This is a genomic window from Sphingomonas sp. AC522 (assembly GCF_979258125.1).
The window spans coordinates 3,025,602-3,041,729 of sequence record NZ_OZ409836.1 but is presented as its reverse complement, the minus strand read 5'-3'; the positions used below and the strand labels follow the sequence as shown (position 1 = coordinate 3,041,729).

Below are 16,128 nucleotides of genomic sequence, written 5' to 3'. Positions count from 1 at the left end.
TTTCCGGTCATATCAAGCCCCGTCGGGCGGAGCCCGCGTGAACGCCAGGCTCGCGACCATCAGCGGTTCGTTGGGCCGGTCGGTCAATGTCGAATAGGCCGTGACTGCGATTTCCCAGAAGCCGTCCGTTGGCGGGGCCCATTGTGTCGCCCAATCGTCGATGAAGCGGGTGATGTCCGCGGCCAGCGTTCCCGGATAATTGGCATCGGGATCGTAGACGAGCGGCAAGCGTAGCGGCAGGCTGGGCGAAATCGCCTCGGATCCCGCACGTGCCTCGATTGATACCGTTTCGAGCGACATGGTTCCGTCGGTCAGCAATGCGGCCAGGACTTGCGCCAGGGAGCTTACACCGACCCCCTCCCAATCCCCGGCGGGGAAGGGCGCGGCGAAGGTGAGATAGGGGGCGACGGTGACCGGGAAGGTCAGTGGCGGCGCGCGATAGACGAAGTCGTCGAGGATCGCCGGGCCGTCCGGTCCGAGCAGCGCCGCGTTGCGGAGAATGGCGATCGCGCCAACTGCCTCTTGATGGCTGGCGACATGCAGGCCGCCGATCGAGACATGATAGGTGATGCTGGCGCCGATCGGGATCGTCACGCTGGGCGGGAAGCCATAGGTGCAGCTGGTTGCGCTGCTTTCAAGGACGAGGAGTTGGTGCGCCAGGCCGCCGGCATCGACGGCGATCATCGGCCATTCGGCGACTTGCCCGGCGACCGCGGGCTGGAGGATCAATTGATCGTAGAAGCTGGGGCCGTGCTCGAGCGTCGCGATGAAACCGAGGCCGAAGACGGTGGGCGGCGCGCTTTCGGAGACGGCGCCGATGCGGAAGAGGCGGGCGACACGCGAATCGCGTGCGGTGTCGGGCCAGTGGCTTGCCCATTGGGCTGTGACCAGGCTGACCTGTTGGGCGAAATCCTGGGCGCCGGTCGCGACATCCGCGCCCGCCAGATCGGCCCAGATCGACGCGCGCTGCGATTGATAGGTGGCGAGCGCCTCGAACAGGCCGGCATCGACCGGGACCGGCTTCCACGGATCCTGCGACTGATTGAAGACCGCGCCGAACACGATCTGGTCCTGCGGCGCCGCGGCATAGCTGAAGCTGAGATCGAAGGCCCAATAAGGCGCGCCTTGCCAGCCGGCCGGGGCACGGGGATCGCTGCGTGTCGATTGCGACAGGGGGAGCGGGGCGGCCGGATAGCTGCGCGCCAGCACCGGAACCCGCGGCGTGCCAAGCGCAATCGAGAAGCCGGGCGGCGGATTCTGGGTCAGCGGCCGCACGAACGACAGCCACTGCGAGTCCTCATATCCCGTCGCCTGGATCTTCTCGATGCCGAATTCGATTTCGGGGAAAGTGGCTTGGATCGTCAGATCGACCGCCGGGTTCGATCCGGGCGTGATCGTGGCGGCAAGCGAGACGAAGGGCTTTGTGCCGCTGAAATCGATCGTATCGCCGCCCAGGATCGTCCGGCTCGATATTGCGGTCTGCGCGGGACCCACACTGTTGAGCTGGGGCGTGAGCGGGATGCGGATATTGGATTGCCCCGCGGGCGCCGTCGCCGTGACAGGATATTGCACCACGGCGCTCCAGTCCCAGGCCGATGGCAGCGCACTCAGCAGTTTCTGCTCGAGCTTGGCGCGCGCCGCAGTGCGGGCGGGCGATGCGCCGGCAGTGAACATGTTCTCCAGCCCGGCGGCGACGGCGGTGGCTAGCTGCGCCTTGGATGCGAGCACCGCGGCATAGGAAGCCGCGGATGCGTCGTAGGTGGCAAATGCCTGGCCCGCTTCGAGGAAGGTGCCGATATCGGCGAGGAAGCCCTTCGCCCAGGTTTCGACATCGGCGTTGCGGATGTCGACGGTCTGCGCGCCGCCGCCGAGCTTGGCGCGCTGGGCGAGCGAGACCGAATCGCGCGAGACCGGTTGCGGGTAAAGCGGGCGCAGGCCGTAAAGCGCGGCGGGCCCAGCGACCGAAACCTGGCTGAGTTCGTCTGCGCCGAACGACACTGCCCAGAGCCGCGCACGCGCCGAGCCGGTTGTATCGGGGGCACCGCTGCACACGCGGAGTTGCGGCAATGCGGTTTCCAATGCGGCGGCGAAATCGTTGAAATTGAGCGATGGCGGGGCGTTGCCGGTCGGCCCCGTCGGGGTCGCCTTGGGTGAGATCTGGACGGTCGCGCAGTGCGATGCGTCGCTGTTGACGAGCAAGCTGGGCTCGACCAGCCGGCTATCTCGGGCGAGACTGATTGAGGCGGTCAGCGCGAAGATTGGTTGCGGATATTGGGCGTTAGGCGTGAGTGGCTCGATCAGATCGATCGGCTGGGGCGGCAGCAGCAATTTGGCGCCGGCGGCGACGATCGGCTGAGTCAGGCAGGTATCGAGCAACGCGCCGATCGAGGTGGCGATGCCCTGAAGCGCGAAGGCGGAGACAATCCCCGCCAGCGAATAGCCGGCCAGGTTTCCAGGCTTGCCGTCGGCGGGTACGGTTTTGCCGCCCAGCGTGAACACTGTGTCGGGCTTGATCCACCCGGCAAAGCCCGCATTGGCGAGCGCCAGCGACTTGCCGTCCAGCCGGTACTTGGCGGCGAGGCTGGTCAGATCAATGGCGGTCGCGGTCGTCGCCATCGGGCACAGCAGCATCGCGCCCGCCGACAGGATGTCCGTTGTTCCGCCGATCGCGGTGGCGAGGTCGGTTGGCGTGGCGGGCGTGGTGAAGCGCGCGGCGAGGGAGGCGAAGGAGTCGCCTTTCTGAGTGGCGGCGTGGGCGGTGCCGATGGTCACGTCGATTCCCGCAGTCAGCGTTGCCGGCATGTCCCAATTCGCGGTCACCAGGCTCAGCGGAGTTGCAGCGTCGAACAGCAGGGCCAGTGCGGTCAGCGTATCGCCGGTCCGGAGGATATAAGGCGTAAGCGTGCTCGCCGGAATGGCGGCGACGCCGGGGAGGACGAACTGGGCGGTATCGACCGGTGCCGCGGACCAATAAGCGAGCAACTGCTCGATGCTGACTGCGTGCACCGAGGCGAGCTGGGCTAGCGGGCGGGCAAAATCGTCGGCGGCTGGCGCCTGCTCCTGGACGAAGATCGGCGTCCCCGCCGGGAAAAGATTGGCTGTGGCGATGTTGACCGGTGCCAATTCCGCCTGAGTCGCGCCGCTGTGGTTTGCCGCCAAGGTGTCGCCGGGCTGGGTGATGTACGTCGCGACAGCGAGGGGCGCCTTGTCGGCGAGCAGGCCGGGCACATCGGCATTGGTACGCGCGAGGCCGAGCAACTGGGTCGGCGTGCCATGGCTCGAAAACCAGGTGACGATTGCGTCGAGCGTGTTCAGCGCGGCGCTGGTCGTCACGGTCGCCGTGCCCGAGGTCATGACGATCCCCGGCGCGAGGCTTGGCAAAGCGGAGGAGGCGGTGGCCAGCCCGGCGACGCTGCAGCCGAAGCGAACTGCGGCCGCGGTCAGGGTGCGCTGATCGTCGGGAAGGCCAGCGGGGAGCGCCGCCTGTTTGGCCGGAGTCGGCAGGGCAATCTCGATCGCGGGCGATAGCGGCAGATCGGCGTTGAGCAGCGACGCCAGGGCGGAGGCCGCCAAGGTGCCGCACAAATCGGTCGCGGACTTGCCTTGCGCGGCGAGCGCGAAGACCGGAATTTGCAGCGCATGCGACAGCGCAGTGAGCGTGAGCGCGCCGTTGACGGCAGCCAGATCGGCATAGTCCATGCCGTAAGTGGTGCAGATCCCGCCGATCGTCGCGCAGCTCGCCGCGGCCTGCACGTCGGTCATCTGCGCCGCGGCGTCGAGATAGGCATAGGCGCCGCCGACGAATGTCTTGAGCTGCGCGAGGTCCAGCGCGATCGGCGGCGCGGGATGTCCCTGGCTGTCGGGCGCCTGGAGACTGCTGGTCAGCGTGGCGGTGAAATCGGGGCGATGCAGCTGGTACCAGGCCTGGGCATATTGATCGCGGTGGCGCTGGATCGTGGGGACAAGCGTGCTCGGCATCTGCGACCGCGCGGGGCTGTAGGCGGAGAGCTGGAGCTCGACGCGGACGTCCAGCTGCGGATCGGCCGCAGTTCCGGATACTGCGAAGGTCGAGGCTGCCGACGGCCATTGCGCGATACCGGGGACAGGATCGGTGTAAAGCGAGGGCAGGACGATCGTGTAGGCGGCGGCTGGTGGCGCGGGGGCGGCCAGCGATGCCAGCGTATCGTCAGGCGCGCCCTGGGTGGCGTTGCCATGGACGTCCTGGAACCACAATTCGACCGAGGCGGCGGCCGCTGCGGGCGGGTTCGCCGCACTGTCGAGCACGATCGCGGCATAGGGATCGTCGCCTGGAGCGGGCAGACCGGGCACCGCAGGGGCGGTTGGTTGGGCGGCGTAACGGTGCAGAGGCAGCGTCGCCGAATAATACCATTGCGGGCTGCCATTGGACTGGATGCTTTGCGGGGCGATCGGCAGGCCGATCTCGCTGGCGACGAAATTGTCCGACGCGGCGAGCCTATAGCCGAGGAGCTGGAAAAGCTGCTGGGTGAGCAATTGCGAATCAGTGGTCACCGTGCCGTCCGCGGCGCGGGTGGGGCCGCCAACCGGCTGCGCCGTGGTCATCTCGAACGCCGCCTTGCCGGTGGCTATCACCGGCAGCGCGCGATCGAAGGCGGGAAGCGTGCTCTGGACGAAGACATGGCTCGTCGCGGGGGCGACCTGATCGCCGATAATCGCGTAATTGTGATAGGATTGCAGGGTCTGCTGGCCCTTAGCGGATTGGCCGGGTTGGGCGACCAGCAGGGTCAGCGCTGCGCGGCCGTTGCTGCCGAAGATCGAATCCGGCAGGCCCTGCTTGTCGGCGGTGCCGATGCGCAGCCAGAAGCCGCCGCCGCCGACCATGCTGCATTCCCAGACCAGCTGGAGAAAATCATTGGCGTTCGTGATCGGTGCCGCGGATGGGGCGGCCGGCACCGGAGCGCCAAGCAGATCGGACGCGTCGCGGCTCTCAGTCGAGAGATTGGACTGGAGCAGTACCGTCGTGTCGCCGCCTAGCGCCGGGGAGGCCAGGCCGGTGGGGGTGCCGCCGCTGCCGGGGGGCAGATAGAGGAGTTCGATGGCGAGCCCGGTGCCGTGCTGCCACAAATCGAGCAGCAGCTCGCGCTGGCTGCTGTCCACCGTCAGCAATTCATAGATTTCGGGGGTCCCGGTCTTGCGGATGGTGACGTCGAGCCGCGTCGCGAAGCACCAGCTTGCGATCGCCGTGGAGGGCGTGCCGGGCGCCGCCTGTGGATCGATCTGCTGGAGGGACAGCGGATTGTCGCCCGGCGTACTGCTATTGGCAGTCAGCAGCGTATCGGGCAGCGGCCACAGCCCGGGGACGGCGCCACCGGTGGGCGCTGCACCCAACAGATCGGCGGGCCAGCTCGCAACCAGCCACAATAGGCGCTGCGACAGATTCCACGCGGTCGGCGTCTGCTTCGTCAGCGGCATCGCGCTGGCGGGGGTGCCCGCGGGCACGAAGCTGGGGGCGAGGATCGCATCGGGGGTGTGCTGCGATACGTCGGCAGCGGAAAGCCCCGTCGTCATCGCTTCCCCGCCCGAGCCGAAGGTCACCCAGGGCTGTCCGGCCTCGGAGAAACCGAAGCTGGCGCGATAGGCAAAGTTGGGATCGCCGGTGACGGCGAATTGCGAGAGCTCCGCCTGCAGCCCGTTGAGCTCGGAGAAGCCCGCAAGCGTGGCAGACATGCCGCTGCCGTCAGTCGTGGGGGCGGGGACGCGCAGCCCCTGGAGCATGAAGCGCGACAGCTGCCCGCGGATGCGCGCGCCGCCTTGCGCGATCGTCGCCGCGACCAGCGCGTCGGCCGGGAGCGAGGCGGCATGGGCGACCGACACCAGTACATTGGGCGCGAACACACCCTCGAGCGCGCCGATCCGCTGGCCGACGGCTTCGAGCGAGAGCCCGTAATCGGTCGCGATCGTCTGCAGCATGGCGCCGAGGGGGATGTTGCGGATGCTTTCGGGTGGGGTCACCGTCCGCAGCGGCGCGAGTATCTTCGCTGGGCCTACGATCGACGCGAACACGGGATCGAAGCCGATCAGAAGCCGCGCAGAAAGCTGGCGCAGGCTTTCATTCGCCAGGGTGACCGTGGCGGTATCGGGCGGCAGCGCTACCGGTGTTCCCGGCTGGTTATGCGCGGCAAGCGCCGTTGCGAAGGCGGCAAAGCCCGGAGCGGCGGTAGGATCGATCACCAGGGCGACGGCACGGGCGATCCGCGACAGGGTGTCACCCTGGAACAGCGTCCATTGGCCCTTGCCGCCCTTCTGGTCGGTCGGCACCGGGATCGATGCCGGCGGCTGCTTGGGCGAACCGTCGCTATTCCATTGCAGGGTGGGATTGAGCGCCGCGATCTGCGTCGAGCACCAGGCGACGAGATCGGGGCGAACCACGCTGCCTGCCGGCGCCGTGTCGGTCAGCCGGACGAACAGGATCGCGGCGCGCGTGTCATTGTCGAGAGGAGCGCCTTCCGCCCAGAGATAGCCGGGCAGTGCCAGCGGCGCCTGCGGCTGGAGCAAATCGATGCGATCGGCGATGGCGGAGTCGCCAGTCGCCTGCAGCCAATCCGCGACCGTGCCACTGGTGATTGCGGCCAGCGTGTCGCCGGTGCCGATCTGCCACGGCAATGGCGCCAGATCGCACGGCACGGTCGTCGCGTGCGGATCGGCGGGATTGATGGTGAGGGCCAGGCCGGCATTTCCGGAGGCGATGGACTCCGGCGTGACGCCGACCGAGATCTGGATCGCTTGGCCCGGCTTGGTTTCCTCGAACAGGCTGCGCAGTTCGGGGTTCAGGAATATCAGTTCGTCCACCGTGACGCCGAACGAGGCAGCGGCGGCGTCGATCGTGTCGCCTGCGGTCTTCACATAGCTGTGGCTGGTCGCGGGGAATGTCGCTGCGACCGCGGCGAGCGAGCCGCCGGCGGGAATCGCGGTCTGCCAGGCGCCCGCGGCGGTGAGCGCCTCGCTCACGGCGGATTTCGCCATCATCAGGAAATAGGAACGGAAGGTCATCCGCGGGAAGGAATCGCTCGATGCGTTGACGCGTGCACCCACTGTCGCGGCATCGGGCGCGGGCGCGACACTGAGCGATGCGATCCACCTGGCGAGCGCGGTCTCATAGCCGGGGCCGATGGGGGTCTGGTTCCAATAGGTGATTGCGGGATTGGCAGCGCCGCCATCGGTGCGGGCGAATACCGGGAGCATCGGCAGCATTGTTCCCGATGCCTCGACCGTCGAGGAGAAATCGTGGAAGCAGAAGTCCACATTGTGGCTGAAGAATTCGCTGAGGGTGGTCCAGGTGAATGCGGCCTGGGTGTCTGCAGAACGCATCTGGACATCGAGTTCGGCAAGCATGCCGACATCTACCGAGTTCGTCATGCCCGCGGCGGCGAGGGCCCAGCGTAGCATCGCTTCGATCAGGGTATCGACCGGATCCTCGGCATTGGCGTTGGCGGGGAGCGTCGCAGTGATGAAGGTCATGATCGGCGGCGTTGCCGGCGCGGTGGGGGAGGGCGGCGTCCATTCGACAGCGGGGGATTCGAGCGTGATCGCAGAGGCGATCGTCATGTCGATCGTCCGCGAGGCGCTGAACACCGTCACGCTGCCCTTATTCCAGTTCAGCGCCAGCGCAGGCGCCTGCGCGCCCAGCAGGAAAGGCTGCTGCGCGAGGAAGCTGCGGTGCAGCGCGGCGACGGCCTGGCGCGCAGTGCGGCGCGGGCGCGCATAGATGCGATCGACCTGCGGGGGCGCGGCGCTGCTCGATCCGGATTGCAGGATCCACGGCGCATCGCTGTCGCTGCCGATCGTGAACGACAGATCGAGCTCCATGTGGAAATCGAACGAGACGTGGAAGAACAGGAAATGCACCGAGCAGCTGACCGATACTTCGGCATCGAGCTCGATCAGCGTGGCGCGATAGGCCTCCAGCACCACGGTCGCAGTCGCCTGGGCCGAGATCATCACCGAGGCCGAGATGATCCCAAAATCGACCGAGCCATAGACAGCGCCCGCGATCCCCACCGTCGCGCGGCAATAATAATACATGTCGGTCGGCTGCGAGGCGTCGGTGGGGTGGAACCAGGCGAGTGCGCCTTCGAAGATCGCCTCGATCTGGACATAGGCACCTGCCGAAAGCGGCCCCTTGTTGAAATCGCGCCCGATGCCGCCGGCAAAGCCGACTCCCGCCTCGATGATGGGTGCGAACCGGCCATTGGTGGCAACCGGCACGCGGCTCGATCCGCCGCTTTCGAGCACGCCGAAATAGATGCCGCCGCGGCCGAGGAACGGCCCCGCCTCGACGGTGAAGGCGCGCGAATAATCCCCGCCGCGCGGAAAGCCCAAATCGATCTCGAACCCGCCATCGGTGTATACATCGACATCGATGATCCCGAGCGTGACCGAGACTGCGCCCAGCTGGATCTGGCGATAGGCGTCGGGCAGGGTAAGCTCGACATGGAACACGCCGACATCGTTGCTCACCTTGCGATAGGTGAGGTCGATCGCGAGTCCGTTGAGCGCCTTCGCCTCGTCGCCGTTGAGGCCGACATGCAGCCCGTAAATCTGCGGATCGGCAAACACCATCTGGAGGCTGATGAACCCCATCAGGGTCATATCGACACCGGCAAGCCAGCCCATGTCCGGATCGAAGCAGCCCGCTAGCGGGTTCGACTGACCGTCCGCCGGCAGGATGATGTGCTGCATATCGCTCAGCACAATAGGGATGGTGGTGGGCGTGCCGCCCAGGCCAACATGCTGGCCGAGCCCGAGATAATGCACGTTGAGTAGTTGAGGCCCCTGGGCGGGCACGGTCGGAGGCGAATCGTTGATCGCATCCCAGCTGATCGGGTTTTCTTCGCCATAGGAGGTGCCAAGGAAATCGCCCTGGACTTCATAGCGCACTGAGCCGCCCGGCGCGTTCCGATCGTAGATCAGCCCGACGCGCTCGATATCGATGAAGCCAAGATCGAGCCCCACATCGATATCCACCGACAGGCGCGAATATTTGGGATCGATGGTGAAGCGCGCGCGCGACAGATCGATTTGGTTGAGCACGTCCCAGGGCGCATCGAGGGTGATATCGAGATTGGGGTCGATCATCGCGATCATGCGGGTGACGATATCGCCCAGCGTCAGCCCCGAAAGCGTGATGCGCACGGCATTGTGCATGCCGGTGCCGGTATCGTCGGGCATGGCGACGGTCACTGCGTCGAACGTTACCCCGTGCCAGAGGACCTCGAATTCCCACACCGCGGCGTCCGCAAACTCGACTCCGCACGACACGGTCAAGTCGCCAATGACGAAGCTGCCGGCCATGCCCTTGGTAACGGTGTCAGCGGTGTCGCGCTCGATATGCGCGCTTGCGTCGATCCGGATGTCGAATCCGAAAACGCTTTCCAGCGGCACCTGGCCCTGGATCGAGCCCTTGGCGGTATAGGGGTTGCCAGGTCCGGTCGAATAGCTGAGCCAGAGCGTGTCGATCTGGAGGGCCATATCGGTGAGCCAGCCGGGCGCCGTGTCCCCGGTAAGCGACTGGACGAAGTCGGCCACCGCAAGCACCTGCCCGGACGGAAGCCCGCCCGCGAAGGTCCAGCCGTCGGCCGACCCGGCATATTCGGCGGTTACCTCGAAGATCAGGGCGCCGTTGCCTTCCCCGAAGGTCAGGTCCGCCAGCACCATTCCGGTCGCGCCATTCTGGCTGACGTCGATCGTGGCTTCGAGCTGGGTGAGCGCGACTCCGCCGGCGATCGGGCAGTCGCCGGTCAGATCCATGCTGGCGGCGAATTCGCGCTCCTGCATTTCGGCACGCGCAGTGAAATTCGACAACTGGACCTTCCAGCCGGCCGGTAGCGTGGTGCCGGGCAGGATGTTCGACAGGAAGGCCCCGAAATCGACGGTCTCGCCCGGCAGTTGACTGATCGACAGGCTGAAGTCCGGCACTTCCGCGACGCAGGTGAGGGTCAGCTGGGCGCCGTCGGCATCGCCGAGCGCCACTGCGCCGTGCAATGCGCCCATCAGCGTGCTCGGCGTGTCGTCGCCGGCATGGGCATATTGAAGCACCGCGCCGACCTTGCTCACCTGGCCGATCTTGGGAATCGGGGGCTGCCAGGTCGCTTCGGACGCGACCGAGACGCCGATCCAGGCGAGCGAGGGCGCCTCGCCCGGACCGCCGGGATCGAGGCCGATTTGCATGCCCGCGAGGCCGAACGAGCCGAACAGGTCGAGGCCGGGAGGCAAGGTGACAAGGCCGGCCGCGTCGGGCCCGAGCAGTGCGGCGAGCTCGTCGAACCCCTGTTCGAGCGTGATCGGATCGGGGAACGTGATCGTGCCGGTCCAGAACGCGTCATTGTAGAGCAAAGGTACGGTGAGTACTGCGCCGCCAAGGCTTTGGCCGAGTTTCAGATAGAAGCTGGCGGCAGAGACCACGGGGCCCGACGTGCCGCCCTGCACGTCATATTCATTGCTCAGCTGCAGCCCGAAATCCGAGATGAAGCTGGGCAAAGTCACGTTGGATAGCGACGCGCCGAAAAGCGTGAAGCTCGCGCCGCTTTGCGGGCCCGACCAGGTGCCGCAAAGCGCGACCGAGCCGGAGATGGGAAGCGGAGCATAGGGAGCGAGGCTGTATGCGTCGCGCTTTTGATCGACTGCCATCGTGCCGGTGAAGGTTCCGGGCTGGCCGAGCGTGAGCACCGGATTGTCGATCACCAGCGATGCGAGCACGCTGGGTATGATCTGGACGTAGCCGTCCGGCCCCGCGACGCTGCTTTGCGGCTGGGTCGTGCCGAATATCTGGGCGATGGTCTGCGAAGTCTCTGCCTGCAGGTGCAGCTGCGCCGGCGCCTCCGCATCGGCACCGTGGGACAGAGTCGCCAGCCACGATCCGCCGCCGAGCTGCACGCGCCCCGACACTGCCTGCGATGCGCCGGGCGGGGCCTCGACCGGGGCGGGATCGTGGATCGTCAGTTCTTCCAGGCCAAGCTGGGGCGGGAGCCGGTCGAGCGCCGCGAAGCCGCTATTGCCGATGCGGATCGCGCCGCTCTTGTCGGGCTGGAGCTGGTCGATGCTCACAGCGCCAATCCCGGGCCGGGCACTGCGTTGGGCGCATGCTCGGCGACGGTGAGCGTGCCGCCGGCATATTTGTAGATGATGCGCTTCGCCGTGCCCGATTTGCCGTCGGCGTTCATCGCGACATAATTTGTGAAGACGCCCCATTTCGTGGATGTCTGCACGTACCGGTTCGCCCCCGTTTGATAGGAAACGATCCCATGCGTGGTCAGGTTCTTGGCGACGGTGCCCGTAAACAGCTGGAGCACGGCCATGTGCGGATGCTTGTAGTTGGTGAAAAAGCCGGCGCTTGCCCCGATCGTCTGGGGGGCGACAAAGCCGGCAAACCATTGGGCATAGGTGAAGACGCGACTCGCTGCAGGCGCATTATAATTGTCCGCGATGCTCTTGTGCGAGCCGTGATGCGGGACGCTGAGGACGAGACTGCCCGTGAGTTCGGCGGCGCGCGCCTCATTGCCCTTGAGCGATGCCACGGTCTTCGTCGTCGCGTCACCGGGGAGGAGGAACAGGCATTTGCTCGCGGCCACATCGACCACGCCAACCATCATCGACACGGTGTTGAGATGCATCGAATCCGGGCTGGCGACCGCCGCGGTGACAGTCGCGTTGCACATCACCGGCTTGAACGCGATTTCGGGATTGGTGGCGGGATAGACGGCAAGCGGGCCGAGCGCCCCCGCGGCGGCATAGGCCGATTGCTCGGTGATCGGGATGGCCAGCGTGGTTGTGGCGACCGCCTTGAGCTTGGCCACCGCGGCCGCGGCGTCGGTCTTGTAATTGTCGAGATTGCCGCCCCAGGCGAAGGTGCCGACGGTGAGCGGGGCGCCCTTTATCTGATAGATCGCCATCAGGGTCGGAAACAGGTTCCAGTGATCGCCGTCCTGATGCGAGATCACCACCAGATCGAAATCGGGCGTCTTGGGCGGATTGGCGGCCCGGTTGGCGTTGACGTATTTCACCATGAAATCGAGCGTGTCATGGATCGCGCTGGACCTCGCGGTGCCGAAATCGATCAGCGCGGAGAATTTGGTCGCCGCGCTTCCTGCGTCGGTGATCGTGACTAGGTTGCCCATGCCCTGATCGACGAACAGCATTGTGTAATAGACGTCACTAGCCACGACGGATGCTCCTCATGACTGTGGCGCCGGGGCGGTGCGCGAGGCGAGGCGGCGGCGGATGGAGCTGCGCGAGGGCGGGGATGATGCCGGCTCGACATAGCCGGCGAACCAGCCGAGCTTCGTGGCACCGTCACTGCCGGTGCCGCCCGTGATCAGCACGTTGATATGGCCTTTGGGAAAGCTGACGCCGAGGACATGCAGCCCGAAATCGCGCAGCCGCAGCAGATAGCCGAGCCCGCCGCCGTCCATTGTGTAGGTATCGAACTGGATCGCGCCGAAGCCGAGCTTCAATATGCCCTGCAGCGCGAGTTCAAAGCTGGTCAGCCCCGCGCCGGGCAATTGGACGCCCAGAAACACCGGTGGCTCCGCGGCATCGGCATCCACGCTCCACGCGGCGAGAACCTTTAGCGTGATGGTGATGTTCCCGCCGAGCGCGCCCAGCGTGCCCAAAGGCAGATCATATTCGAGCCCGTACCAGCTATCGCCCAGCCTGGCCTGCTGAACGCCGCAGCTTGCCGGATCATAGCCCAGCTCCTGAGGCGACTGGCCGGACGAAATGACGAAGCGCCCCACCGCGGCCGGCAGCCGCGCAGCTAGCCCGTCGGGTCGAGCGCTCGATCTCGCAGGGTCGATCGTCATGTCGTCGAGCACCAGTTGGAAGGTCGTGGTACCGTCGAGCGCGAAGGTCATCCGTACGATCAGCTTGGAGAAAGCAAGTCCGCTGCCGCCTGCGCTCGAATCCTCCTGCGCGTCAGGTGGGATGGCCGGAAGGGAGGACGTGTCACCCGGATCGACGGTTCCGATGACCCGCGCCGGACCGAAGGGCGTGTCGATCAGCGCCGCGTCTTCGAGATGCGGCGGAGGGGCCGGATCGGACGGCGCAGCGACCGGGCCGTAGCTGAACATGTCGAAGGCGCCGGGCGAGGGCTGGAACAACAATTGGCCGCTCAGCGTGAAATCGGTGACGATATGATCGGCATCGCCCGCCGCCGTATTTTGCGAAAGCGCGCAATGCTGGATATCCACGACGAACATCGCGCTGCCGAACAGCTGATAGCTGTTGTCCGCGTCCGAGCCGAAGCGATATCCAGTGCGAAGCGTGCCGTCGTCGCCCGCTTCCATCACCTTGACGCCGTCGAGCACCAGATTGTTGCCCACCGTCGTCGGATTCTTACGCGCGGATGCGCCGAACAGGCGATTGACGAACAGCTCGACCCGCCCGACGAAACTAGCGACTTGCGAGCGCTCGAAACCGATGGTCAGCTGCAGAGCCTTGAACTGGAAATCCTGCGCACTGGCCGGATCGAGCACCAGATCGCCAGGATCCTCATAGTCGATCACGCCGAACATCCGATCCGGCGACAGCGCCAGGTCAACGCCATCGACATTTACCAGCCCATGCTCGAACCCGATATGGTGGGCATAGAACAGCTCCTGCTTGATCCCGGCACGGATCGCCTGGAGGTCGGGCGGCAGCGTGTCGAGCGGCACCGCGGCATTGAGCATCAGCGTGCCGGTCCAGGTCGGCTCGATCAGCACGGTATCGAGGAAATGGTCGTAGGGCGTCTTCGCCGGGTTGGGCGCGGCGGCGCGGCGCTGCTCGGCGAGCGTAATAGCGGCGAGGAAGACCTGGCGGGTATCCTCGACCGTGCCGCCCGGAAGCGCCGCCGCTTCGGGCCAGGACGATGCCTGAAGCTGATCGATCCATTGGCGCAGCGAAGTCGTGCGGTCCATCTTGATGACCAACACGCCCTGCCGCGTCTCGGGCTGGCCGTCGCTGGTTTCGCTTGCCGGCGCGGCAGGCCAGGTTCTCGGCGCGAGCTCGAAGGTCCAGCCATCGACCACGGCCCGGAGATTGCCGGCGAGGCGCAACAGTACGTCCTGCTGCGCGTCATCGAGCGGCGTTGCGAGCGCCTTAAGCGCGGCGAGAAACAGCTGCTCGCTGGCATAAGACCCCTGCGTCAGCGGAGTAAGTTCGGCCCAGGCAGTGAAGGAAGCGAAGCAGGGCAGCTTCTCGTCCTGCAAGTCGGTCAGTTGCTGCGCGCTCAGGACATAGGGGATGGTCGCCGGGCCCTGTGCTGCGCCTGCTTGGGGCTGTCCAAGCACGACCGACGGATCGGCCAGCACCACGAAGGGGGCGGCGTTCTGCACGGCCTGCTGAAACGGCGCCGTCACCTGATCGAAGACGATGTCGGGCTGGGTGACGCCAGCGACATTGCCGAGCCCCATCCATTTCCAAATGCGCGGATTGTCGGGCTCGAACCCGACGATCAGGCCCTGCGGCGTCATTCCCCATGGCGGGAGCGGCGCCTCGGCGTGTGACGGGGCGGCGGCGGCGATCCCGGTCCGCGTGGCGCTCAGCCACTGCTCGACCTGGATCGCCTCGGCCTGCTCGGCGTCGCTCAGCCCGGCATAACCGAGCATCGGCATTGCGACTCCGGCCGGTATCGCGAGTTCGACCGAGACCGGAATGAGGAAGTTGGCGGGGTAATGCGTATTGCCGCCCGCGGTGTAGAATGGCGCGGCGTCGGGCTGCGAGCAATAGCCGGTGCCGCCGCTCCAGGCCCCGACTTCGAGCCAGGCGGTGGTCGCAAGCTCGGTCAGCGCCGCGCCGGGCGCGGGGCAGAAGGCAGGGCCGGTTGCGAAGCGGACCGTCTCGAAAGGCGGGCCCAGCACCTCGAGCGCCCCCATGCCGCAGACCAATGCGAGGTCCGCCTTGGCCGAGGCCGCACCGCCGGCGAGCGAGACCGAATAGTCGCCATCCAATGTCAGATAGCGACGGCACGGCGCATCCGTCGCGGCATCGGTTCGGATCGGTTGCTGTCCGAACGCCAGACCGCCCGCGCGTGCTGTGGCGTCGGTCCCGGTGGTGGGCGTCAGCGCGACCGGCCAGCCTTCGGGAGACAGGTAAGTCGACGTGAACGTCGGGGTGCCCTGGCCGCCTGCTCCGGGATCAGGAGGGAGAAACGAAAAGCGGCTGGCGGGCGGCTGGGCGGACGCGAGAAGATCGATCGGCTGAAGCGCTGCCCATAGCGTGGTCGTGCCGGCGGGCTGCTGGATTGTCGGCCGATCGAAGAACGAGACCTGCTGTGCTCCTTCCGCCCAGCCGTAGCGGATGCCTATCGAAAGCCGGTCGAAATCGGTGGGCGAACCGTCGCTGCCGTCATTGGGCAGATTGATCGCGAAGCTCAGGCAGCCGGCACCTGCGCCGCCAAGCGGGATAGCGGCGCGCTGGCCGACAAGCGGGTAAGTCGCGGGTGACGGCGTCACGGTCTCCGCCGCGAAGATCATCGGCCCCTGGAGCAGCAGCGCATCGCCGGCGGGGGAGGGAGCGAGCGAAGCCCCCTGCACATCGAGCACATAGCCCGCGAAATCGAATGCGATCGAAGCCGCCAGCGGAGTGGGGGTGCTGCCCGGAGTCACCGTCAGCGGCAGAACCGACACCATCCTGTCGCCGGTGGCATCGATAGTCACCCAAAGCATTCGCTGTCCGGCGCTCGGCCAGCCATTCGCGATCAGCCAGCCGCGAAGTTCCTGTTCGACAAGGGGAATGGCTGCTGCCTGGATCGGCGCGGATGCCGCGAAGAAGACACCCCCGCTGTCCGCCCAGACCTGCGCGAGCGACTGGGGGGAGGCGGTCAGGCTGGCGGGAAGGAAGCCGAAGGGCCGCGGCGTGGCGGCGTCGCTCGACCAATAAATGCTTGATCCAGCTGCCTTTGTGAAAATGGCGGCGGGCATCGCTTTATGAAATTCTGGCGAGACGGGCGAGGGTCACCATTGAATTCATGCGACACTTTGCCCCCTAACGCCGAGTCGATTGCGGCATATTAAAAGCAATTCTTCCATCAGCAACAAAATCGCGCGAAACTTTGCCTGTTATGGTGGAAAATAAACGCCCATTTTGGCTGGAGTTTACTGTGCGGTTTAGTTC

The 16,128-nt window shown here is 66.2% G+C and carries 3 protein-coding genes; all 3 read right to left on the bottom strand.

Features of this window, described 5'->3' with window-relative positions; translation table 11 throughout:
* Nucleotides 1-12: 12 nt before the first annotated feature.
* The 3 genes from ACZZZM_RS15215 to ACZZZM_RS15205 are packed head-to-tail and all read right to left on the bottom strand — an operon-like array spanning nt 13 to nt 15,935.
* Nucleotides 13-11,082, bottom strand: coding sequence for a hypothetical protein (locus tag ACZZZM_RS15215; RefSeq protein ID WP_463595923.1), 11,070 nt, complete (start codon nt 11,080-11,082; stop codon nt 13-15).
* On the bottom strand, nt 11,079-12,197 hold the full coding sequence (locus tag ACZZZM_RS15210) for a ComEC/Rec2 family competence protein (protein WP_463595922.1): 1,119 nt from the start codon (nt 12,195-12,197) through the stop codon (nt 11,079-11,081). Before ACZZZM_RS15210 ends, ACZZZM_RS15215 begins: the two co-directional genes overlap by 4 nt.
* Before the next feature lie 12 nt (nt 12,198-12,209).
* Entirely contained in the window at nt 12,210-15,935 is a 3,726-nt protein-coding gene (locus ACZZZM_RS15205) for a hypothetical protein (RefSeq protein ID WP_463595921.1), read from the bottom strand.
* Between the last annotated feature and the right edge of the window lie 193 nt (nt 15,936-16,128).

Excerpts from the sequence above, each read along its gene's own strand:
- ACZZZM_RS15205 (WP_463595921.1), bottom strand. The coding sequence starts at position 15,935 with ATGCCCGCCGCCATTTTCACAAAGGCAGCTGGATCAAGCATTTATTGG.